The 19731-nt window shown below is 70.1% G+C and carries 17 protein-coding genes and 1 tRNA gene; 10 read left to right on the top strand and 8 right to left on the bottom strand.

Features of this window, described 5'->3' with window-relative positions; all coding sequences use genetic code 11:
- Positions 1-53: 53 nt before the first annotated feature.
- The gene (locus tag ACN26Z_RS22595) at positions 54-1490 is read right to left on the bottom strand and encodes a pyridoxal-dependent decarboxylase (protein ID WP_421463363.1); all 1437 of its coding nucleotides are present in this window, start codon (positions 1488-1490) and stop codon (positions 54-56) included.
- Positions 1491-1731: 241 nt separating this feature from the next.
- On the opposite strand from ACN26Z_RS22595, the gene ACN26Z_RS22590 reads away from it, so the two are divergent.
- Positions 1732-4002, top strand: coding sequence for a cellulose binding domain-containing protein (locus ACN26Z_RS22590; RefSeq protein WP_421463362.1), 2271 nt, complete (start codon positions 1732-1734; stop codon positions 4000-4002).
- A 275-nt stretch (positions 4003-4277) separates the two neighbouring features.
- On the opposite strand, the gene ACN26Z_RS22585 is transcribed toward ACN26Z_RS22590, so the two are convergent.
- Together ACN26Z_RS22585 and ACN26Z_RS22580 are read right to left on the bottom strand one after the other, a co-directional pair.
- Positions 4278-5282 carry an LLM class flavin-dependent oxidoreductase gene (locus tag ACN26Z_RS22585; protein ID WP_421463361.1) on the bottom strand — a complete coding sequence of 335 codons (1005 nt, stop codon included), beginning with the start codon at positions 5280-5282 and terminating at the stop codon, positions 4278-4280.
- Between the two features lie 56 nt (positions 5283-5338).
- Complete coding sequence (locus ACN26Z_RS22580; RefSeq protein ID WP_421463360.1) at positions 5339-5818, bottom strand: Lrp/AsnC family transcriptional regulator; 480 nt, start codon at positions 5816-5818, stop codon at positions 5339-5341.
- A gap of 83 nt (positions 5819-5901) precedes the next feature.
- Here ACN26Z_RS22580 and ACN26Z_RS22575 point away from each other — a divergent pair, with 83 nt between their 5' ends.
- Positions 5902-7077, top strand: a complete 1176-nt coding sequence (locus ACN26Z_RS22575; RefSeq protein ID WP_421463359.1) for a trans-sulfuration enzyme family protein — start codon at positions 5902-5904, stop codon at positions 7075-7077.
- Positions 7078-7133: 56 nt separating this feature from the next.
- Here the strand turns inward: ACN26Z_RS22575 and ACN26Z_RS22570 are convergent, their stop codons facing one another.
- On the bottom strand, positions 7134-7883 hold the full coding sequence (locus ACN26Z_RS22570; protein WP_421463358.1) for a terminase gpP N-terminus-related DNA-binding protein: 750 nt from the start codon (positions 7881-7883) through the stop codon (positions 7134-7136).
- Positions 7884-7918: 35 nt separating this feature from the next.
- Positions 7919-7992, bottom strand: a tRNA-Leu gene (locus ACN26Z_RS22565).
- A gap of 107 nt (positions 7993-8099) precedes the next feature.
- Here ACN26Z_RS22565 and ACN26Z_RS22560 point away from each other — a divergent pair.
- From ACN26Z_RS22560 to polA, 8 genes are all read left to right on the top strand, one after another.
- The gene (locus tag ACN26Z_RS22560) at positions 8100-8720 is read left to right on the top strand and encodes an ANTAR domain-containing response regulator (protein WP_282237477.1); all 621 of its coding nucleotides are present in this window, start codon (positions 8100-8102) and stop codon (positions 8718-8720) included.
- A gap of 71 nt (positions 8721-8791) precedes the next feature.
- The gene (locus ACN26Z_RS22555) at positions 8792-9994 is read left to right on the top strand and encodes a hypothetical protein (RefSeq protein ID WP_421463357.1); all 1203 of its coding nucleotides are present in this window, start codon (positions 8792-8794) and stop codon (positions 9992-9994) included.
- Between the two features lie 364 nt (positions 9995-10358).
- Entirely contained in the window at positions 10359-11513 is a 1155-nt protein-coding gene (locus tag ACN26Z_RS22550; RefSeq protein WP_421463356.1) for a branched-chain amino acid ABC transporter substrate-binding protein, read from the top strand.
- A gap of 66 nt (positions 11514-11579) precedes the next feature.
- The gene (locus ACN26Z_RS22545; protein WP_093401491.1) at positions 11580-12563 is read left to right on the top strand and encodes a branched-chain amino acid ABC transporter permease; all 984 of its coding nucleotides are present in this window, start codon (positions 11580-11582) and stop codon (positions 12561-12563) included.
- 8 nt (positions 12564-12571) lie between these two features.
- A complete protein-coding gene (locus ACN26Z_RS22540; RefSeq protein WP_232511008.1) occupies positions 12572-13717 on the top strand; it encodes a branched-chain amino acid ABC transporter permease in 1146 nt (381 codons plus the stop codon).
- Positions 13710-14648 (top strand): ABC transporter ATP-binding protein, encoded by a 939-nt coding sequence (locus ACN26Z_RS22535; protein ID WP_093401489.1) that lies wholly within the window; start codon positions 13710-13712, stop codon positions 14646-14648. Before ACN26Z_RS22540 ends, ACN26Z_RS22535 begins: the two co-directional genes overlap by 8 nt.
- Complete coding sequence (locus tag ACN26Z_RS22530) at positions 14638-15348, top strand: ABC transporter ATP-binding protein (RefSeq protein WP_093401488.1); 711 nt, start codon at positions 14638-14640, stop codon at positions 15346-15348. The genes ACN26Z_RS22535 and ACN26Z_RS22530 overlap by 11 nt, the downstream gene beginning before the upstream one ends.
- A gap of 107 nt (positions 15349-15455) precedes the next feature.
- The gene (gene polA, locus ACN26Z_RS22525) at positions 15456-18155 is read left to right on the top strand and encodes a DNA polymerase I (protein ID WP_421463355.1); all 2700 of its coding nucleotides are present in this window, start codon (positions 15456-15458) and stop codon (positions 18153-18155) included.
- A 261-nt stretch (positions 18156-18416) separates the two neighbouring features.
- Here polA and ACN26Z_RS22520 read toward each other — a convergent pair whose 3' ends face one another.
- From ACN26Z_RS22520 to ACN26Z_RS22510, 3 genes are all read right to left on the bottom strand, one after another.
- Positions 18417-18848: a DUF3140 domain-containing protein gene (locus tag ACN26Z_RS22520; RefSeq protein WP_421463354.1), complete on the bottom strand. Its 432-nt coding sequence runs from the start codon at positions 18846-18848 to the stop codon at positions 18417-18419.
- Positions 18835-19053: a DUF2945 domain-containing protein gene (locus tag ACN26Z_RS22515; RefSeq protein ID WP_093401484.1), complete on the bottom strand. Its 219-nt coding sequence runs from the start codon at positions 19051-19053 to the stop codon at positions 18835-18837. The genes ACN26Z_RS22520 and ACN26Z_RS22515 overlap by 14 nt, the downstream gene beginning before the upstream one ends.
- 64 nt (positions 19054-19117) lie before the next feature.
- Complete coding sequence (locus ACN26Z_RS22510; RefSeq protein WP_396885899.1) at positions 19118-19720, bottom strand: Uma2 family endonuclease; 603 nt, start codon at positions 19718-19720, stop codon at positions 19118-19120.
- Positions 19721-19731: the final 11 nt, after the last annotated feature.

Below are 19731 nucleotides of genomic sequence, written 5' to 3'. Positions count from 1 at the left end.
GCAAGCCGGAGCGGGGGACGACGACCTCATGTCGACAAGCGGGTTGCGGGCGATCAGATCTCCCGGGGCAGGGTCGCTGCGGTGCGCGAGATCAGCTCCCATGCCTCGTCGACGTGCGCCTGCGTGGTCTGCGGGGCGCCGATGGCCAGCCGCAGAGTGTGGCGGCCGGCGACCCGGGTGTGGGTCAGGTACACCTTGCCGGCGGCGTTCACCGCCGCCAGCAGCCGCTCGTTCGGCCCGTCCGCGCCGCGCAGCCGGAAACACACAAGGGCGTACGGGTGGTCGGCGACCAGTTCGAACCGGTCGTCGGCGCGGACCCGGTCGGCGAACCCGGCCGCCAGCGCCACCCCTCGGCGGATGTGCTCGCGCAGGCCCTCGACGCCGTACCAGCGCAGCACGAACCACAGCTTCAAGGCCCGGAACCGCCGACCCAGCGGCACCTGCCAATCCCGGTAGTCGATCACCGCGCCGGACTCGGTGGCGGCGTTGCGCAGGTACTCCGGCAGCACGGTCAGCGCCTCGACCAACTCGCCCGCGTCGGCGACCCAGAACGCGTCGCAGTCGAAGCCGGTGAGCAGCCACTTGTGCGGGTCGAAGCAGTACGAGTCGGCGTACTCCAGACCCGCGTGGCCGAACCGCAACTCCGGGCAGACCGCCGCCGCGCCCGCGTACGCGGCGTCGACGTGCAGGAAGACACCCTGCTCGGCGCAGATCGGGCCGATGGCCGGCAACGGATCCACAGCCGTGGTGGAGGTGGTGCCGACGGTCGCCACCACCAGGGCGGGCACCACCCCGGCAGCCCGGTCCGCCTCGATCGCGGCGCGCAGCGCCACCGGCGACATCGCCCGGGTCACCGGGTCAACCTCGATCAGGCGTACGCCGTCGGCGCCCAGCCCGGCGATCCGGGCGGCCTTCTCCACCGACGAGTGCGCCTCCGTCGAGGCGTACACCCGGTAGCGGCGGTCGACGCCGGTCTGACGCCACCGCCCGCCGGCGGCCCGGTGCAGCGCGATCAGGGTGGCCACCAGGGTGGCCGAGGAGGCCGAGTCCTGGATGACGCCGCCGCCGCTGCCGGTGGAGCGAAACCGGGTCGGCAGGTCCAGCAGGTCGGCCAGCCAGTCGAGCAGCACCGTCTCCAACTCGGTGCAGGCCGGACCGGTGGCCCAGAGCATCCCCTGCACGCCGAGCCCGGCGCTGACCAGGTCACCGAGCACGCTGGGGCCCGAGGTGTTGGCCGGGAAGTACCCGAAGAAGCCCGGATGCTGCCAGTGGGTGAGCCCGGGAGCGACCAGCTTGTCCAGGTCGGCGAGGACCGCCTCGACCGGTTCACCGTGGGCCGGTGGCCCGGCCGGCAGCCCGGCGGCCACCGTGCCGGGCGGGTCCTGGGAGGTCACCGGGCGTTGCGGCAGGGTCGCCCAGTAGTCGGCGATCCAGTCGACCACCGCGTACCCGGCCCGGCGGAACTCCTCGGGCGTCATGTGTGCAGCCACCTGGCGAGTGGATCAAAGGAGCGGCTCCGGAGCAAGGCGGCAGATCGATTGTGAGCAGAAAACGCTTGCCCTAGCATCACAGATGCGCGGGAACGCACTCACTGCCATCGATTCGATGGACTCTTTCCGCTAGCGCGGCGCGGCCGCCGGCCCGGGCACGGCCGGTGGACAACGCTCGTCGGCTCCGGGCACGGTCGGCGGACCACCTGACGCCGCGCGTCCGACCTCCACCGGAGGAACCATGCTTCGCACCGCCCCCCGGGCGGCCCTGTTCGCCGCGGCCACCGTCACCGCGGTCGCCGCCGCCGGCGTGCTGACCACCCTGACCGCCTCGGCCGCCGCCGCGGGATGCCGCGTCGACTACCGCGTCACCAACCAGTGGACCGGCGGGTTCGGCGCCGACGTCACCGTCACCAACCTCGGCGACCCGGTGAACGGCTGGACGCTGACCTGGTCCTACGCCGCCGGGCAACAGGTCACCCAGGCCTGGAACACCACAGTCACCCAGTCCGGCGCCCAGGTGAGCGCCCGCAACGTCGACTACAACGCCGCCATCGGCACCAACGGCAGCGTCAACTTCGGCTTCAACGGCTCGTGGAACGGCAGCAACCCGGCCCCGACCAGCTTCGCGCTGAACGGCACCACCTGTACCGGCGCCACCACCCCGACCACCCCGCCACCCACCACCTCGCCACCGACCACGCCGCCACCGTCACCCACCACGCCTCCGCCCACCACGCCTCCGCCCACCACGCCACCGGCCGGAGCCATGCAGGCGGAGGACCTGGACCGGGGCCTGGTCAGCGTCCGCTCCGGGTCGGCCAACCTGGTCTCCTGGCGGCTGCTCGGCACCGAGACCACCGGCGTCGCGTTCAACCTCTACCGGGGCACGACCAGGGTGAACTCCAGCCCGATCACCGGCGCGACCAACTACCTGGACAGCGGCGCGCCGGCCGGCGCGCCGTACACCGTACGGGCCGTGGTGGGCGGCACCGAGCAGGCCGCTTCCGCCCCCGCTCTGCAGTTCGCCTCCGGCTACCTGGACGTGCCGTTGCAGGTTCCGCCCGGCGGCACCACCCCCAGCGGCGAGGCGTACAGCTACAGCGCCAACGACGCCAGCGTCGGCGACCTCGACGGCGACGGCCGGTACGAGTTCGTGCTCAAGTGGGACCCGTCAAACGCCAAGGACAACTCGCAGTCCGGCTACACCGGCAATGTCTACGTCGACGCGTACACCCTCACCGGCACCCGGCTGTGGCGCATCGACCTCGGCCGCAACATCCGGGCCGGGGCCCACTACACCCAGTTCCAGGTGTACGACTACGACGGCGACGGCCGAGCCGAAGTGGCCATGAAGACCGCCGACGGCACCCGCTCCGGCACCGGCCAGGTGATCGGCAACGCCGGCGCCGACCACCGCAACTCCGCCGGCTACGTTCTCGCCGGCCCCGAGTACCTGACCATGTTCGACGGCCGCACCGGCGCCGCCCTCTCCACCGTCAACTACGACCCGCCGCGCGGCACCGTCTCCTCCTGGGGCGACAACTACGGCAACCGGGTCGACCGGTTCCTCGCCGGCACGGCGTACCTCGACGGACAACGCCCATCGCTGATCATGGCCCGCGGCTACTACACCCGCGCGGTCATCGCGGCCTGGGACTTCCGCAACGGCACCCTCACCAAGCGGTGGACCTTCGACTCCAACGCCGCCGGCAACGGTGCCGCCGCCGGGCAGGGCAACCACAGCCTCTCCATCGCCGACGTCGACGGCGACGGCCGGCAGGAGATCGTCTACGGCGCGGCCACCATCGACGACAACGGTCGCCTGCTCTGGTCGACAGGCCACGGCCACGGCGACGCCGGGCACGTCGGCGACCTCGACCCGTCCCGACCCGGGCTGGAGTACTTCAAGGTCAGCGAGGACGGCAGCAAGCCCAGCTCCTGGTTCGCCGACGCCCGCACCGGCCAGATCCTCTGGTCCACCCCGACCGGCGGCGACAACGGTCGGGGCGTCTCCGCCGACATCTGGGCCGGCAGCCCCGGCGCAGAATCCTGGTCGTCCGCAGTCAGCGGACTGGCCAACACCCGCGGCCAGAACATCGGCCGCAAGCCCTCCTCGACGAACTTCCTGATCTGGTGGGACGGCGATCCGGTCCGCGAACTGCTCGACGCCACCCGGATCGACAAGTACGGCACCGGCGGCGACACCCGCCTGCTCACCGGCAGTGGCGTGGCGGCCAACAACGGCACCAAGGCCACCCCCGCGCTCTCGGCCGACCTGTTCGGCGACTGGCGGGAGGAGGTGGTCTGGCGTACCAGCGACAGCCGGGCGCTGCGGATCTACAGCACCCCGACGCCGACAGGCACCCGGATCCACACCCTGATGCACGACCTGCAGTACCGGGTCGCCATCGCCTGGCAGAACACCGCCTACAACCAGCCCCCGCACCCGAGCTTCTTCATCGGCGACGGCATGACCACGCCACCCCCGCCCGACATCCACCTGCGTTGACCGGCGGCCGGACGAAGCGGTAGAAGAGAGAAAGGAAAGGCACCGGGCCGCAATCGCGGAATCCGCACAACTGCGGCCCGGTGCCCCACACCGCGGCACCCCCGACCCGTCCCGACCGGGGAGTGCCGTACCACCACCGGATACAAAGTTAGGCGGGCTCCGCGTCGCGAGGGTGACGCTGTCGTGAAGATCGTGTTTCGCGGCCCCGGAAACGCTGTGACCTGGGCCACCATGCGGTCCCGGCCAGCGAAGCCCACCGGGCGGCGGCCACCGCGTCAGCGGCGCAGACCGCCAGCCACCTCGGTCGCGATCAGCTCGAACGAACGCACCCGGTCGGCGACGTCGTACACCATCGTGGTCAGCATCAACTCGTCCGCGCCGGTGCTGGCCAGCAGGTCGCCCAACTGCCGGCGTACCGTCTCCGGGGAACCGCTCGCCTGACCCTGCCGGCGCTGCGCCAGGAACTCCCGCTCGAAATCGGTGTACGGGTACGCCGCCGCCTCGTCCGGGCTCGCCAGAGGCTGCGGCCGACCCGACCGCAGCCGCAGGAACGACAACCCGGCCGGCCCGGCCAACCACTCGGCGCGCTCGTCGGACTCCGCACACACCGCGTTCACCGCCACCATCGCGTACGGCCGCTCCAGCCACCGCGACGGACGGAAACTCTGCCGGTACAGCGCCAACGCCGGCAACGTGTTCTGCGCGCTGAAGTGGTGCGCGAAGGAGAACGGCAGGCCCAGCGCGCCGGCCAGCTGAGCGCTGAACCCACTGGAACCCAGCAACCACACCGCCGGTCGCTGCCCACGCCCCGGAGTCGCGATGATCCGGCCCGACCCGGCCTCGTCGAAGTAGCCCATCAGGTCGTTCAGCTCGCGGGGAAAACCCTCGGCCGACAGGCCCTCCATGGTCCGGCGCAGCGCCAACGCGGTCACCTGATCCGTGCCCGGAGCACGGCCGATGCCCAGGTCGATCCGCCCCGGATGCAACGCCTCCAGGGTGCCGAACTGCTCGGCAACCACAAGCGGCGGGTGGTTGGGCAGCATCACCCCACCCGAACCGACCCGGATGTCGGTGGTGTGCGCGGCCAGATGCGCGATCAGCACCGCCGGCGCCGAGGACGCGATGGCCGGCATGTTGTGATGCTCGGCCACCCAGAACCTGTGGTAGCCCAACTCGTCGGCGCGTCGCGCCAACGCGGTGGTGTGCCGCAACGCCTCACCGGCGGAGGCGCCGGCGGCGACGGGAGCGAGGTCGAGGACAGACAACGGTACGTCGATCACGCGGCTGGCCAACCCGACGTACGCCCGTTCTGTTCCCGAACCGTACGGCGACGTGATCAACCTGACCCGCGGGCCTGTTCGAAGATCAGGCTGGTCTGCGTGTGCTGCACCGCCGGATCCACCGCCAGATGGTCCAGTACGAAGTCGCGCAGCGCCTCCGCCGAGGCCGCCCGCACGTGCAGCACGTAATCCTCCGCGCCGGCAACATGGAACACCGACACCACGCCCGGCAGGCGCACCGAGCGGGCCCGGAACGCGTCCACCGCCGCCCGCGCGTGCTCGGTCAGCCGCACCGACACCAGCGCCTGCAACGGCAATCCCAACGCCCCCGGATGCACCTCGGCGTGGAAACCCCGGATCGCTCCGCTCTCCCGCAGTGCCCGGGTGCGCGCCAGGCAGGTCGACGGCGCCACCCCCACCCGTTCGGCCAGGGCATTGTTCGGCAACCGGCCGTCGCCGGCCAGCGCGGCCAGGATGGCGCGGTCGGTGTCGTCGAGGGCCGCGAACGGCCGAACATCGTTCGATACGGGGGGCATGCCGCCATCCTGCACCGAACGCCGCCGGCAACGAAAGGGATTATGGCGAATATTATTCGGAACTATTGCCCATGATGGGCGGGATGTTCGATCCTCTCGACATGACGACCGTGGACACCCGAGCCGTGCACGCCGGCCGCGACGACCTCGCCGCGCTCGGCGTCCACGTGCCGCCGATCGACCTGTCCACCACCAACCCCCTGCCCTCGGTGGACGCCGGCGGCGACGCCTACGAAACCCTCGCCACCGGCGGCACCCTCCCCACCGACGCCAGCGCCGTCTACCAACGGCTGTGGAACCCGACCGTCGCCCGCTTTGAAACCGCCCTCGCCGAACTGGAAGGCACCACCGAAGCCGTCGCCTACGCCAGCGGCATGGCCGCGCTCACCGCCGCCCTGCTCGCCGCCACCCGCGACGGCCGACGACACCTGGTCGCCGTCCGCCCCCTCTACGGCGGCACCGACCACGTCCTCGCCACCGGCCTGCTCGGCACCGACGTCACCTGGGCCCGGCCCGACACCGTCGCCGCCGCCATCCGCCCCGACACCGCCCTGGTGGTCGCCGAGACCCCGGCCAACCCCACCCTCGACCTGATCGACATCGCCGCCCTCGCCGACGCCGCCGGCCAGGTGCCCCTGCTGATCGACAACACCGTCGCCACGCCGGTCCTCCAGCAACCCACCCGACACGGTGCCCAGCTGGTGCTGCACAGCGCCACCAAGAGCATCGGCGGCCACGGCGACGTCCTCGCCGGAGTGATCGCCTGCGACACCGAGTGGGCCGCCCGGCTGCGTCAGGTCCGCGCCCTCACCGGCGCGATCCTGCACCCACTCGGGGCCTACCTGCTGCACCGCGGCCTGCAAACGCTGCCGCTGCGGGTCCGTGCCCAGCAGGCCGGCGCCGAGAAACTCGCCCCCTGGCTCGCCGCGCACCCGGCGGTCGCGCGGGTCCACCACCCCGGCACCAACGACCCGGCCGGGCTCGTCGGCCGGCAGATGTCCGGCCCGGGCAGCCTCCTCGCCTTCGAGGTACGCGGCGGCGCACCCGCCGCCGCAGCGGTCGCCGACGCGTGCCGGCTGATCACACACGCGGTCTCCCTCGGTGGCGTCGACACGCTCATCCAGCACCCGGCTTCCCTCACCCACCGCCCCGTCGAGGCGGATGCCAGACCCGACGGCGGACTGCTGCGCCTCTCCGTCGGCCTGGAGGACCCCGAGGACCTGCGCGCCGACCTGGAGCACGCGCTCGCCACGATCTGACCCCGGTCGACCCTTCGGGGGTGCGGAGAGTCGTCGGTCGGCGGTGTCCGCGTGGTTCACGACTTCGGGCCGACGTGGCGATCGAGCGCGGCGACCGCCTCCCGCCGGGCGACCGAGAGGCTGTTGGGACGGTTCATCCGCCAGGCGATGCCGAGCAGGTCCAGGCCCCACTGGCAGAGGCCCATGATGTCGGTGGACTCGTTGACGAACATGTAACGCGGGTAGACGTACGTCTTTCCCCGCACGGTGACCCGGTTCGCGATCCGGCAACCGTCGGAGTGGAACAGGCCGCGCAGAAAGGCGCCGGGGACCGTCCGGACAATGCGCTCCTGCCAGTCGGCAAGAGCTATCCGCCGTTCGTGCTTCTTGCCGGGCCCGTGTTGCGGCAGCAGGCAGGGCCAGTGTGTGCCGTAGCTCTGCACGCTGACGCAACCTTGCTGCTGAACCCGTTGGACCATATTCGCGAGCACCGCTCGCATGGCCACCTCGCATGCATCGATCAGGCCAGGCCAGACGTTGCTGCATGAAATGCGTAGGACCGGCACTCGCGCGGAGGTCACCAGGTGCCCGTCGCCGAGGTAGAGGCCGAGCAGGTAGGCGTAGGCGGCATCGTCTGTCGGGTTGTCGACTTCGGCGCGACATCGGAAGCAGCGCAAGGCGGTGGACCGCATCTTTGGCATTGGTCGATCCCTGCACCAGTGACGCACGGTGGCATAGGGCAGGCCCACGCTCCGGGCAACCTCTGCGACAGTCACACCAGCCAGGTACAAGCTACGTGCTCGGGCGCGCACCTCGGGTGGATGCATGGCGTTATCATCGAACGCCCGTACGACACCTGCGGTGTCCCCGGTGGGATTCGAACCCACACTGTCGGAGGTTTGAGCTCCGTTTCTCTACCGGTTGGAATACGGGGACCTTCTCGCTCAACGCCTGTCGCGTCGCCCCATAGGTTACCCACTACGCTAGGAGCGGCGACACCCGGTACCGCGGGTGTCACGGCACAGACTGGGTGGGAGTGGCTCGTGGCCGAGACGCAGACGGATGCCGCGCGCAGGCGGGTACTGATCGCCGAGGACGAGGCGCTGATCCGGCTGGACCTGGCCGAGATGCTGGCCGAGGAGGGCTACGAGGTGGTCGGCGAGGCCGGTGACGGCGAGACCGCCGTCCGGCTGGCCGAGGAACTCAAGCCCGACCTGGTGATCCTCGACATCAAGATGCCGATCATGGATGGGCTGGCGGCCGCCGAGCGGATTGCCGGTGCCCGGATCGCCCCGGTGATCATCCTGACCGCGTTCAGCCAGCGTGATCTGGTGGAGCGGGCTCGCGCGGCGGGTGCGATGGCGTACCTTGTCAAGCCCTTCCAGAAGAGCGACCTGGTGCCGGCCGTGGAGATCGCCCTCTCCCGCTACTCGGAGATCGCCGCGCTCGAGGCCGAGGTGGCCGGGCTGACCGATCGGCTTGAGGTCCGCAAGACCGTCGAGCGGGCCAAGGGCGCGCTGATGACCACGTACAACATGAGTGAGCCGCAGGCGTTCAAGTGGATCCAGCGCACCGCGATGGACCACCGGATGACCATGAAGGAGGTCTCCGAGCGGATCCTCGCCGAGACCGCCGGCGGTGAGGTGGCCGAGCCGGCCTCCTGACCGACCGTCGACCGGCTCGCCGTGGTCATGCCCATCGCCGAGGCTCGTTGGCGCCGCTAGCATCTGCCCGTATGGGCGTTCGGTGCTTCGCGCGTACCCGGCGCTCTGCTGGTCGTCGCTTCTTCCTCGTGGTGTGCGGCCTGCTCGTGGTGCTGCTGGCTGGCTGTCCCGCAGCCGGCGGTGAGAGCGGTGAGCCGGACCCGGTGTCGCTGGTGTGGCAGCGGGTCCAGCTGCCGTCGCCCGACGGGCCGGGCCGGATCGTGGTGCGGGATCTGGCTGTCTGCGCGGGCCGTTGGTATGCGGCGGGTGCGGTTGCCGACGGGGCCGGTGTCGCCCGACCGGCAGCGTGGTCCAGCCGGGACGGTGCCCTGTGGACGCCGGTGCGGGTGGTGGCCGATTCCTATTACGGGCGGCGGAGCGTGTTGTTCTCGATCGCCTGCCGCGACGGGCGCGCTGCTGCCGTCGGCGGCAAGGTGGGTGGTGCGCACGGCAATCCGCGGGTGAGCACCTGGTGGCAGCGGGGGGACGGCACGCTGGTCGAGGTGGCGGCGTCGTTCGAGCTGTACGGCGGGCCGAAGGCGGTGAATGTCTCCCGGTTGGCCGCCGGTCCCGCCGGTTGGCTGATCGTCGGCAATCGGGCCAGCGGTGCGGCGGCCTGGGTCTCGCCGGACGCTGCGGAGTTCACGCTGATCGAGGGCGCGCCGGAGCTGTCCACCGACGAGCAGGGTGTGACCTGGGCGTTCGATGCGGTGGCCGGGTCGTCGGGGTGGTTGGCGGTGGGTGGGCTGTTGGTCCCGGGCCGCATCGACCGGGATCCGGTGGCGTGGACGTCGGCGGACGGGCGTGGCTGGCGTCGCACCGTACTGGCCGGCACCGAGGCGTACGAGGAGATGCAGCGGGTGGTCCTGGTCGACGGCGCGCCGGTGGGGGTGGGGCTGCGGGGCCGGGGGTTCGGCGCGTGGCGTCAGGAGCCGACGGGTTGGACGGCGGCCGGTGGGTTCGGCGGGGTGGCCGGCGGGGTGCCCTCGGTCGGTGGGCTGGCCGCCGGGGCCGGCCGGATCGTGGCGGTGGTTTCCGACGGGGAGCGGTACGGCGGGTGGCTGTCGGACGACCGGGGTGACAGGTGGCGGGTGGTCGAGTTGCCGGTGCCGGCACCGGTGGGGGCGGACCGGAGTGTCAGCCTGGCGGCGGACGACAAACGGTGGTTGCTGGCGGTGGACGACGGCTTGGCCACGTCGCTCTGGTTCGCCCAGTTTCCGGCGACGCCGCAGTGAGTCCATTTGGCTACTTTCTGTAGCTGCTTCGGTTGATCGTACGGCGACGTCCGATTGTGGTGCTCGGCGTTCGGTACAGGTCCGTTCGGGTGATCGACGACGTCCCGAGTGGCGGACGGGCAGCCGCTCAACGACCGGTCAGCGGATTGACCTGTTACGGGAGTGGCGGCATTCGGGGTCGTCTTCGTAACGGTTTCGCAGACCCCGCCTCTGACTCTTCCGAGACCGTAGGAGTGTGGGTACGCTCCGCCATCACGAGCCGTAATGCAGGGGGTGTCCTTGCTGGGCCGGTGGTGCCGCGCCACAGCCGTCGCCGCCGCCCGGATCAGGTACCTGTCCTGCTTCTGGAGGAGGTCAGGAAGCCGTGAGGCGAAGCTATTCAAGGGCGCTGGGTACTGCCGCGCTCGCCGCGGTGCTGGTGGCAGCCGCGGGTTGCCAGGACACCGGTGGCAGCAACGGCGATGACACCGCGTCCGGGGACTGCGGTGGCAAGATCGCCATTTTCGGCGCGTTCAGTGGTGACAACGCGGGTCTGGTGCTGCCGTCGCTGAACGGCGCCAAGCTCGCGATCAAGCAGCACAACGACGCGAACGCCGACTGCCAGATCGAGATGGTCGAGTTCGACACGCAGGGTGACCCGGCGCAGGCCACTCCGGTGGCGAACCAGGTTGCGGGTGACGCCTCGTTCCTCGGTGTCATCGGCGGTCACTTCTCCGGTGAGTCGGACGCCACCATGCCGGTCTACGAGGCCGCCGGTCTGGTGATGGTCGCCCCGTCGGCGACCCGGACCGACCTGACCCAGAAGGGCAACAAGTCCTTCTTCCGGGTGGTCGGCAACGACGGCACCCAGGCGGGCGCCGTGGCGACCTACCTGAAGTCGCAGAACGCGCAGCGGGTCTTCCTGATCGACGACGCCAGCGCCTACGGTGCCGGCATCACCGCCGAGCTGACCAAGAACCTGGGCGCCACGGTCGCCGCCAGCGACAAGATCCAGGAGCGGCAGGCGCAGTTCGACGCCACCATCTCGAAGATCAAGGCGGCGAACGCCGACTTCGTCTTCTACGGCGGGTACACCCGTGAGGCCGCGCCGCTGGTCCGCCAGATGCGTGCCGCCGGTGTCGAGGCGAAGTTCATCGGCCCGGACGGTCTCTACGACCCGGCCTTCCCGGCGGGTGCTTCCGGCGGTGCCGAGGGCTCCATCATCACCTGCCCGTGCCTCCCGGCCGACAAGGCCGGCGGTACCTTCACCGCCGACTACCAGGCCGCGTACGGCCAGGCGCCGGGTTCCTACGGCGCTGAGGGCTTCGACGCCGCGCAGATCTTCGTGGACGCCTTCAAGGATGGCAAGAAGAGCCGCGCCGAGATCCTGGAGTACGTGAAGAACTACGACAAGCAGGGCGTGTCGAAGTACATCAAGTTCGACGCCAACGGTGACGTTGACCCGTCGCGGGTTGTCATCTGGTCGTACGAGATCAAGGGCACGGCGTTCGAGCCGCTGCAGGAGCTCAAGCTCAGCTGACGACCGGCACCGAGTGCGGCCGGGGTTGTTCGTTGCCCCGGCCGCGCTCCATGCAAGGAGACCTTGGTGAATTTCGACGATCTCTTCGGCCACATCGGCCAGCACACCGTCGACGGGTTGTCCAAGGGGGCGATCTATGCCCTGATCGCCCTGGGCTACACCCTGGTGTACGGCGTCCTGCGTCTGATCAACTTTGCCCACTCCGAGGTGTTCATGGTCGGCACCTTCGCGGTGCTCGGCCTGTGGACCGCCTTCGGGGTGGAGAACAACCCGCCGATCGGCCAGGCGGTGCTGCTCCTGGTGCTCGGCCTGATAGTCGCGGCGCTGGCCTCGGGCGGCACCGCGCTGGCGATCGAACGGATCGCCTACCGCCCGCTGCGGCGTAAGAACGCGCCGCCACTGATCTTCCTGATCACCGCCATCGGCCTGTCGCTGGTGCTGGTGGAGATCTTCGGCCTGGTGCTGCCGAAGCTGCTGGGCGAGGCGGTGCCCTCGATCTTCGGTCGGGCCCGGATCATCCTCGGCATGCCGACGATCATCGAGCAGAAGACGCTCTTCACGATCTTCGGCACGTCGATCACCAACATTCAGTTGATCGTGTTCGTCTCCGCCGTGGTGATGATGGCGCTGCTGGACTGGTTCATCAACCGCACCCGGTACGGCCGGGGCGTGCGGGCGGTGGCGCAGAACCCGGAGACGGCGGCGTTGATGGGCGTCAACCAGGAGCGCGTGATCATGCTGATCTTCGTGCTGGGCGGCATCATGGCCGGCGCGGCGGCGCTGTTGTGGAGCATGCGCTTCGGCTTCACGCAGAACAGCATCGGGTTCGTGCTCGGTCTCAAGGCGTTCACCGCGGCCGTGCTCGGTGGCATCGGTAACCTGCGTGGCGCGCTTGTGGGCGGGCTGTTCCTCGGCATCGTCGAGGTCTACGGCGCCACCCTCTTCCAGTCCAGCTGGGAGGACGTCATCGCCTTCGTGGTGCTGGTGGTGGTGCTGATGTTCCGGCCCACCGGCATTCTGGGCGAATCGCTGGGGAGGGCCCGAGCATGATCAACAAGATGCGAGAGCTGGACCGCGGTCGGGTCAACGCCCTGCACGCGGTCGGCGACCGGTGGCGCGCGCTGCCGAAGTGGCAGCGGTCCCTGGCGTTCGTCGCCTTCGTGGTGTTCCTCTACTACCTGCCGCTGCTCGGCATCCCCGGCCTCACCTGGTTGCGTACCGACTCGATCTCGGGCGGCAGCAACTGGGCGGGTGTGCTCTTCACCTGCGCCGTCTACGTGCTGGTGGCGATCGGCCTCAACGTGGTGATCGGCCTGGCCGGTCTGCTCGACCTCGGCTACATCGGCTTCTTCGCCATCGGCGCGTACGCGGTGGCGTTGTTCGGTTCGGTGAACTCGCCGGTGGTGCAGTGGTTCCAGCGGGAGTTCGACCTGCCGCCCACCTGGGCGGTGACCTGGGCGATCTGTGCCTTCATCGCACTGGTGCTGGCGCTGATCTCCGGGGTGCTGCTGGGCTGGCCGACGCTGCGGCTGCGCGGTGACTACCTGGCCATCGTGACGCTCGGCTTCGGTGAGATCATCCGCATCGTGGCCCGCAACCTGGAGGGCGTCACCCGGGGCCCGCAGGGCATCTCGGCGATTCCCGGCCCGGAGGGACCGCCCTCGCCGGACAACCAGATCTTCGGCCTGATCGACATCAAGCCGTGGTACTGGCTGGCGATCACCGTCGTGCTGCTCATGGTCTTCGCGGTACGGCGGCTGGAGCACAGCCGGGTCGGTCGTTCCTGGCTGGCCATCCGGGAGGACGAGGACGCGGCCGCGGTGATGGGCGTCTACCCGTTCAAGTTCAAGCTCTGGGCCTTCGCCATCGGCGCGGCGCTCGGCGGCTTCGCCGGGTTCCTGTTCGCCAGCCGGTACGCCTTCATCGACCCGACCCAGTTCAACGTGAACCTCTCCATCCTGTTCGTGGCGATGGTGGTGGTCGGCGGGTCGGGCAACATGGTCGGCGTGTCGGTGGGTGCGGTGCTGCTGGCGTACCTGCCGGAGCGGTTCCGGGAGATCGCCGACTACCGGTGGCTGGCCTTCGGTCTGGCCATGGTGCTGGTGATGATCCTGCGTCCGCAGGGCTTGATCCCGAGCCGGCGGCGGGCCCGTGAGCTGAAGGACCGCGCGGCGGAGGCAGAGGAGGCGCCCGCTCATGTCTGATGAGACGAAGACCCCGGCGGCGCCGAAGATCCCGGCCCAACCGGGACCGGCCAGGAACCTCCTGGAGGTCGACAACGTCACGCTCCGGTTCGGTGGTGTGGTCGCGCTCAACGAGGTCAACTTCGAGATCAAGGAAGGCGAGATCCTCGGCCTGATCGGGCCCAACGGTGCCGGCAAGACCACCTGCTTCAACGTGATGACAGGGGTCTACAAGCCGACCTCGGGTGCGGTCCGGTTCGGCGGCGAACGGGTCACCGGTCGCAAGCCGCACCAGATCAGCCGGCTGGGCATCTCCCGGACGTTCCAGAACATCCGGCTGTTCCCGGAGATGTCGGCGCTGGAGAACGTCATGGTCGGGACGGACTCCCGGCACAAGACGAGCGTGCCCGGCGCGCTGTTCCGGCTCTACCGGGTGCGGCCCACGCCGGAGCAGTTGCCGGAGGTCACCGCCGCCGGCGGTGTCGCACGTACCTGGCAGCAGTTGCGACGGTCCTTCGCCAAGACCTTCGGCCTGTCCCGCTACGTTCTGGAGGAGCGGGCGGCCGAGGAGAAGGCGATGGAGTTGCTGCGTTTCGTCGGCATCGCCGACCGGGCCAACGACGCGGCGCGCAACCTCCCGTACGGCTACCAGCGGCGGCTGGAGATCGCCCGGGCGCTCGGCACCGAGCCGAAGCTGCTCTGCCTGGACGAGCCGGCGGCCGGGTTCAACCCGGCCGAGAAGGAGGAACTGCTGGGGCTGATCCGCCGGATCCGCGACAACGGCGTCACCGTGCTGCTGATCGAGCACGACATGCGGCTGGTGATGGGTGTCACCGACCGGATCGTGGTGCTTGAGTTCGGCAGCAAGATCGCCGACGGCCTGCCGGACGAGGTCAGCCGAGACCCGCGGGTGATCGCGGCATACCTGGGGGAGTCCGCCGATGCTGCTTGAGTTGGACAACGTCAGCGTCTCGTACGGCCGGATCGAGGCGTTGCACGGCATCAGCCTCACCGTCAACGAGGGTGAGGTGGTGGCCCTGATCGGTGCCAACGGTGCCGGCAAGACCACCACCATGCGGGCGATCTCCGGTATCCGGTCGCTGTCGGGCGGCCGGATCACCTTCAACGGTGAGGACATCAGCAAGCTCCGCGCCGACCTGCGGGTGGTCCGGGGCCTGTGCCAGTCGCCCGAGGGTCGGCAGATCTTCCCCGGCATGACCGTGCTGGAGAATTTGGACATGGGGGCGTACACCCGGCGCGACCACGCCGGCATCGCCGCCGACCTGGAGCGGGTGCTGGAGATGTTCCCCCGGCTGCGCGAGCGGCGTAAGCAGGCCGGTGGCACCCTCTCCGGCGGTGAGCAGCAGATGCTCGCCGTCGGCCGGGCGCTGATGAGCCGGCCGAAGCTGCTGCTGCTGGACGAGCCGTCGATGGGTCTCGCTCCGATGATCATCCAGCAGATCTTCGACATCATCGTGGAGATCAACCAGCAGGGCACCACGGTGCTGCTGGTGGAGCAGAACGCCCAGCAGGCGCTCTCCCGGGCCCACCGGGCGTACGTGCTGGAGACCGGTCGGATCGTCAAGGAGGGCACCGGTCAGGAACTCCTGCACGACCCGTCGATCAAGGAGGCGTACCTGGGCGTGGCCTGAGGTGTGTCGTACCGGCGTCGGCCGTCCGTCCCTCGTGGGTGGGCGGCCGGCGGCGTTCCGGTGCTGCCGCGCCAGCCTTGTCGGCGGTACGGACTAGAGTCGCAGCCGTGACAGCTACGACCCCGCGCCTGCTTCTCGTCGACGGACACTCCCTGGCCTACCGGGCGTTCTTCGCCCTGCCGGTGGAAAATTTCTCCACCACGACCGGGCAGCCGACGAACGCGGTCTACGGCTTCACCTCAATGTTGATCAACGTGTTGCGCGACGAGCAACCGACCCACATCGTCGTCGCCTTCGACGTCTCCCGCCGGTCCTTCCGCACCGACCGCTACGCGGAGTACAAGGCAGGGCGCAGCGAGACCCCGACCGACTTCAAGGGCCAGGTCAGCCTGGTGAAGGAGATCCTGGCAGCGCTGCGCGTCCCGGTGGTGGAGAAGGAGGGCTACGAGGCCGACGACGTCATCGCCACGCTGGCCTGCCAGGCCCGCGACCAGGGCATGCCGGTGCTGATCTGCACTGGCGACCGGGACGCCTTCCAGCTCGTCGACGAGCACATCACTGTGCTCTACCCGCGCAAGGGCGTCTCCGACCTGGCCCGGATGGACCCGGCTGCGGTCGAGGCGAAGTACGGCGTCACCCCCGGCCGCTACCGCGACCTGGCCGCCCTCGTCGGCGAGACCAGCGACAACCTCCCCGGCATCCCCGGCGTCGGCCCGAAGACCGCCGCGAAATGGATCAACACGTACGGCGGGGTGGACGGCGTCATCGCCCGCGCCGACGAGATCAAGGGCAAGGCCGGCGACAGTCTCCGGGAACGCCTCGCCGATGTGATCCGCAACTACGAGATCAACCAGCTGGTCGCCGACCTGGAGTTGCCGCTGCGTCCCGAGGACGCCCGCTGGCAGGGATGGGACCGCGAGGCGGTGCACCAGGTCTTCGACACCCTTCAGTTCCGCATCCTGCGGGACCGCCTCTACCAGTACCTCGAAGCGGTCGAGCCGGAGGCGGAGTCGGGCTTCGACCTGGTCGGCGAGGTGCTGTCCGCGTCCGGCGCGCTCGTGGGTTGGCTGGAGACGCACGCGCCGGCCGGCACCGGCGTCGGCGTCGCGGTCAAGCTCGACACCGGCCCGAATCGCCGGCACACCGCAAGTGTCACAGGCATGGCGCTGGCCACCGCCGACGGTGCGGCGGCCTGGTTCGACCCGGGCCAGCTGGAGGCCGGCGACGAGGCGGCGCTGGCGGCGTGGCTGGCCGACGAGACCCGGCCCAAGGTGCTGCACGACAGCAAGCCGGCCGTGCTCGCCTTCGCCGCGCACGGCTGGGATCTCGCCGGCATCGCGCGTGACACGCAGATCGCCGCGTACCTGGCCCGCCCGGATCAGCGTTCCTACGACCTCACCGACCTGGCGCTGCGCTACCTGCACCGGGAACTGCGGGTCGACGCCCCGGAGACCGGGCAGCTGACCCTCGACGGGCTCGGCGGCGACAGCGAGGCCGAGCAGAACCTGATGCTGCACGCCCGGGCCACCCTCGACCTGGCCGACGCGATCGACGCGGAACTGTCCCGCGACGGGGAGCAGTCGGCCCGGCTGATGGCCGGGGTCGAGCTGCCGCTGATGCGGGTGCTGGCGCAGCTGGAGCGCACCGGCATCGCCGCCGACACCGACTACCTGACGGAGTTGGAGGCGCACTTCGCCGCCGAGGTGAAGGCCGCCGCGCAGGGTGCGTACGAGGCGGTGGGGCGGGAGTTCAACCTCGGCTCACCCAAGCAGTTGCAGGAGATCCTCTTCGGCGAGCTGAATCTGCCCAAGACCAAGCGGATCAAGACGGGTTACACCACCGACGCGGACGCGTTGCAGTGGCTCTACGCGCAGAACCCGCACCCGGTGCTGGCCCACCTGCTGCGGCACCGCGACGTGGCGAAGCTCAAGTCGACGGTGGACGGGCTGCTCAAGTCGGTCTCCGACGACGGGCGCATCCACACCACCTTCAACCAGACGGTGGCCGCCACCGGCCGGCTCTCCTCCACCGAGCCCAACCTGCAGAACATCCCCATCCGCACCGAGGAGGGGCGACGGATCCGCCGCGCCTTCGTGGTGGGGGAGGGCTTCGAGTGCCTGCTCACCGCCGACTACAGCCAGATCGAGATGCGGATCATGGCGCACCTGTCGGCCGACGACGCGCTGATCCAGGCGTTCAACTCCGGCGCCGACTTCCACGCCGCGACGGCCTCGTCGGTCTTCACCGTGCCGCTCGCCGAGGTCACCCCGGACCAGCGGCGCAAGATCAAGGCAATGAACTACGGCCTGGCGTACGGGCTCAGCGCCTTCGGCCTGTCCCAGCAGCTCGGCATCAGCGCCGAGGAGGCGCGCGGGTTGATGGAGAACTACTTCGCCGGGTTCGGCGGGGTACGCGACTACCTGCATGAGGTGGTCGCCCGGGCTCGCCAGGACGGCTACACCTCCACCATCCTCGGCCGTCGGCGGTATCTGCCCGACCTGGTCAGCGACAACCGGCAGCGTCGGGAGATGGCCGAGCGGATGGCGCTCAACGCCCCGATCCAGGGCTCCGCGGCGGACATCATCAAGGTCGCCATGCTGCACGTCGACACCGCATTGCGGGACGCCGGCCTGCGCTCCCGGATGCTGTTGCAGGTGCATGACGAGCTGGTCTTCGAGGTCGCGCCGGGAGAACGGACGGTGCTTGAGGAACTGGTCCGGCGCGAGATGGGTGGGGCGTACCCGCTGTCAGTGCCGTTGGAGGTGTCGGTGGGCGACGGCCGCGACTGGAACAGCGCCGACCACTGATCCTGCACGGCGGGCTTTCCGGGCCTGGAGGGGTTTCGGGGCAGCCCGACCCGCTCCGGGCGGTCAGGCTTGATCCCTGCGCGGGTCGGGCTGCCCCGAAACCCTGACGTGGTCGGGGAACGCCGGTCGGTCACGGTCCTGTGGACGAACCGCGCTGATGCCACCCAGTTTCGGGGCAGTTGTTGCCTCGCGGGCGGCTGACACAGCAACTTCGCCGAAGTCGTCGCCTGCTGGGGTGGGCCCGCAGTCCGGCGCGGGATCTCAGCGGCCGGGGCCTCGGCGGGACTTGGGTGGGGTGCCGTGCCGGTCGAGGGCCTTGCGGGAGGGGCCGCCGGGCGTTGGCAGCGGCGCCTTGACCGGGTCGTGACCCCAGTTCATCAGCGAGTACCGCCACCGGGTGTCGCGGACGTCGCCGCTGGGACGCTGCGCCATGTGCCGTCGGACGTACCCGACGACCTTGCGCATGTGCTTGTAGTCGGCCTCGGTCAGCTGGCCGCGTTTGCGGCGCAACAGGTCGATGATCTTTCGGCCGGATTCGTGGCCGACCGTCTCGCCGCCCCCGCTGCCCTTTCTCCGCCAGCCGACATGCTTGGACTCGTCGGTGTCCAGCCACTTCGACAACTCGCCGGGCTTCATGTTCACCGCCTCGGTGAACTCCCGGTAGGTCTGATCCGGGTCGTCACGACTGCTCACGGCGCAGCACCTCCGGACGGTGGGCCACGTCCCGACCCGAGTCGTCGTTGCGGATGCGGTACTGCGGCTGCTCCGGTGACGCGTTCACGGGGTGCCCGCGTACGTGGGTCCGTTCGGTCAGCTTCTCCTTGACCACACCGTGGGCCCGGCCGCTGTGGCTGGCCCAGGAGACGTGGTCACCCTTGCGGAACTCCTGGTCGGCCATGGTGTTCGGGTACCCGGGGGCGGTCGGTGAAAACGCCGCCGTCGGGTCACGTGCACGGTCGGTGCTATGGAGTGAGGTCGCGGACCGGAAGTTTGATCTCGAAAGGCTCGGTCAGCTCGATCAGCTCCGCGCTGTCGGCGACTAGTTCGTACTGCCGTTCCCCGCCCGGCCCGATCCGGTCGCCGAGCCGGTACGCGTACACGTGCACCGGGTTCTGCTCGACGCGCCAGTAGAAGGGGATGCCGGCGGCGGCGTACTCGCCCGGCTTGGCGAACCGGTCGACGCGGCGGGTACCCGGCGAGACGACCTCGACGGCCAGCACGACGTCCGCTGGTCGCAGCCGGGACCGGTCGGCGGGCAGTCCGGCGCGGCAGAGCAGCACGTCCGGTTGTCGGCTGGTGTTGTGGCTGAGCCCGACGCCGATCGCCTGGGCGGCACGCAGGTGCGCTGGCGCGTGGGATCGCAACCACGACGTCAGCAGGAATGAGATGTCCTGATGGCCCAGGGTGGGGGAGGGTGTCACGTGGATGACTCCGTCGACGAGTTCGACGCGGGGGGCGTCGTCCGGCAGGGCGAGCAGGTCCTCCAGGGTGTAGTCCGCACGCTGCTGCCGCATCGGGTCCGGACACCAGGGGCCAGGTGATGTCGGGATGGGCTCGGCGCTCATGTGGTGAGCGT

Origin of the sequence: Verrucosispora sp. WMMD703 (assembly GCF_049178935.1) — a bacterium.
GTDB classification, from domain to species: domain Bacteria; phylum Actinomycetota; class Actinomycetes; order Mycobacteriales; family Micromonosporaceae; genus Micromonospora; species Micromonospora sediminimaris.
This window is presented reverse-complemented; position numbering and strand designations above follow the sequence as displayed.

Bases quoted from the DNA above. Each gene is read 5' to 3' on its own strand.
- ACN26Z_RS22590 (WP_421463362.1), top strand. From the start codon at position 1,732: ATGCTTCGCACCGCCCCCCGGGCGGCCCTGTTCGCCGCGGCCACCGTC.
- ACN26Z_RS22580 (WP_421463360.1), bottom strand. From the start codon at position 5,818: ATGCCCCCCGTATCGAACGATGTTCGGCCGTTCGCGGCCCTCGACGAC.
- ACN26Z_RS22575 (WP_421463359.1), top strand. From the start codon at position 5,902: ATGTTCGATCCTCTCGACATGACGACCGTGGACACCCGAGCCGTGCAC.
- ACN26Z_RS22570 (WP_421463358.1), bottom strand. From the start codon at position 7,883: ATGCATCCACCCGAGGTGCGCGCCCGAGCACGTAGCTTGTACCTGGCT.
- ACN26Z_RS22555 (WP_421463357.1), top strand. From the start codon at position 8,792: ATGGGCGTTCGGTGCTTCGCGCGTACCCGGCGCTCTGCTGGTCGTCGC.
- ACN26Z_RS22540 (WP_232511008.1), top strand. From the start codon at position 12,572: ATGCGAGAGCTGGACCGCGGTCGGGTCAACGCCCTGCACGCGGTCGGC.
- ACN26Z_RS22535 (WP_093401489.1), top strand. From the start codon at position 13,710: ATGTCTGATGAGACGAAGACCCCGGCGGCGCCGAAGATCCCGGCCCAA.
- ACN26Z_RS22530 (WP_093401488.1), top strand. From the start codon at position 14,638: ATGCTGCTTGAGTTGGACAACGTCAGCGTCTCGTACGGCCGGATCGAG.
- ACN26Z_RS22515 (WP_093401484.1), bottom strand. From the start codon at position 19,053: ATGGCCGACCAGGAGTTCCGCAAGGGTGACCACGTCTCCTGGGCCAGC.
- ACN26Z_RS22510 (WP_396885899.1), bottom strand. From the start codon at position 19,720: ATGAGCGCCGAGCCCATCCCGACATCACCTGGCCCCTGGTGTCCGGAC.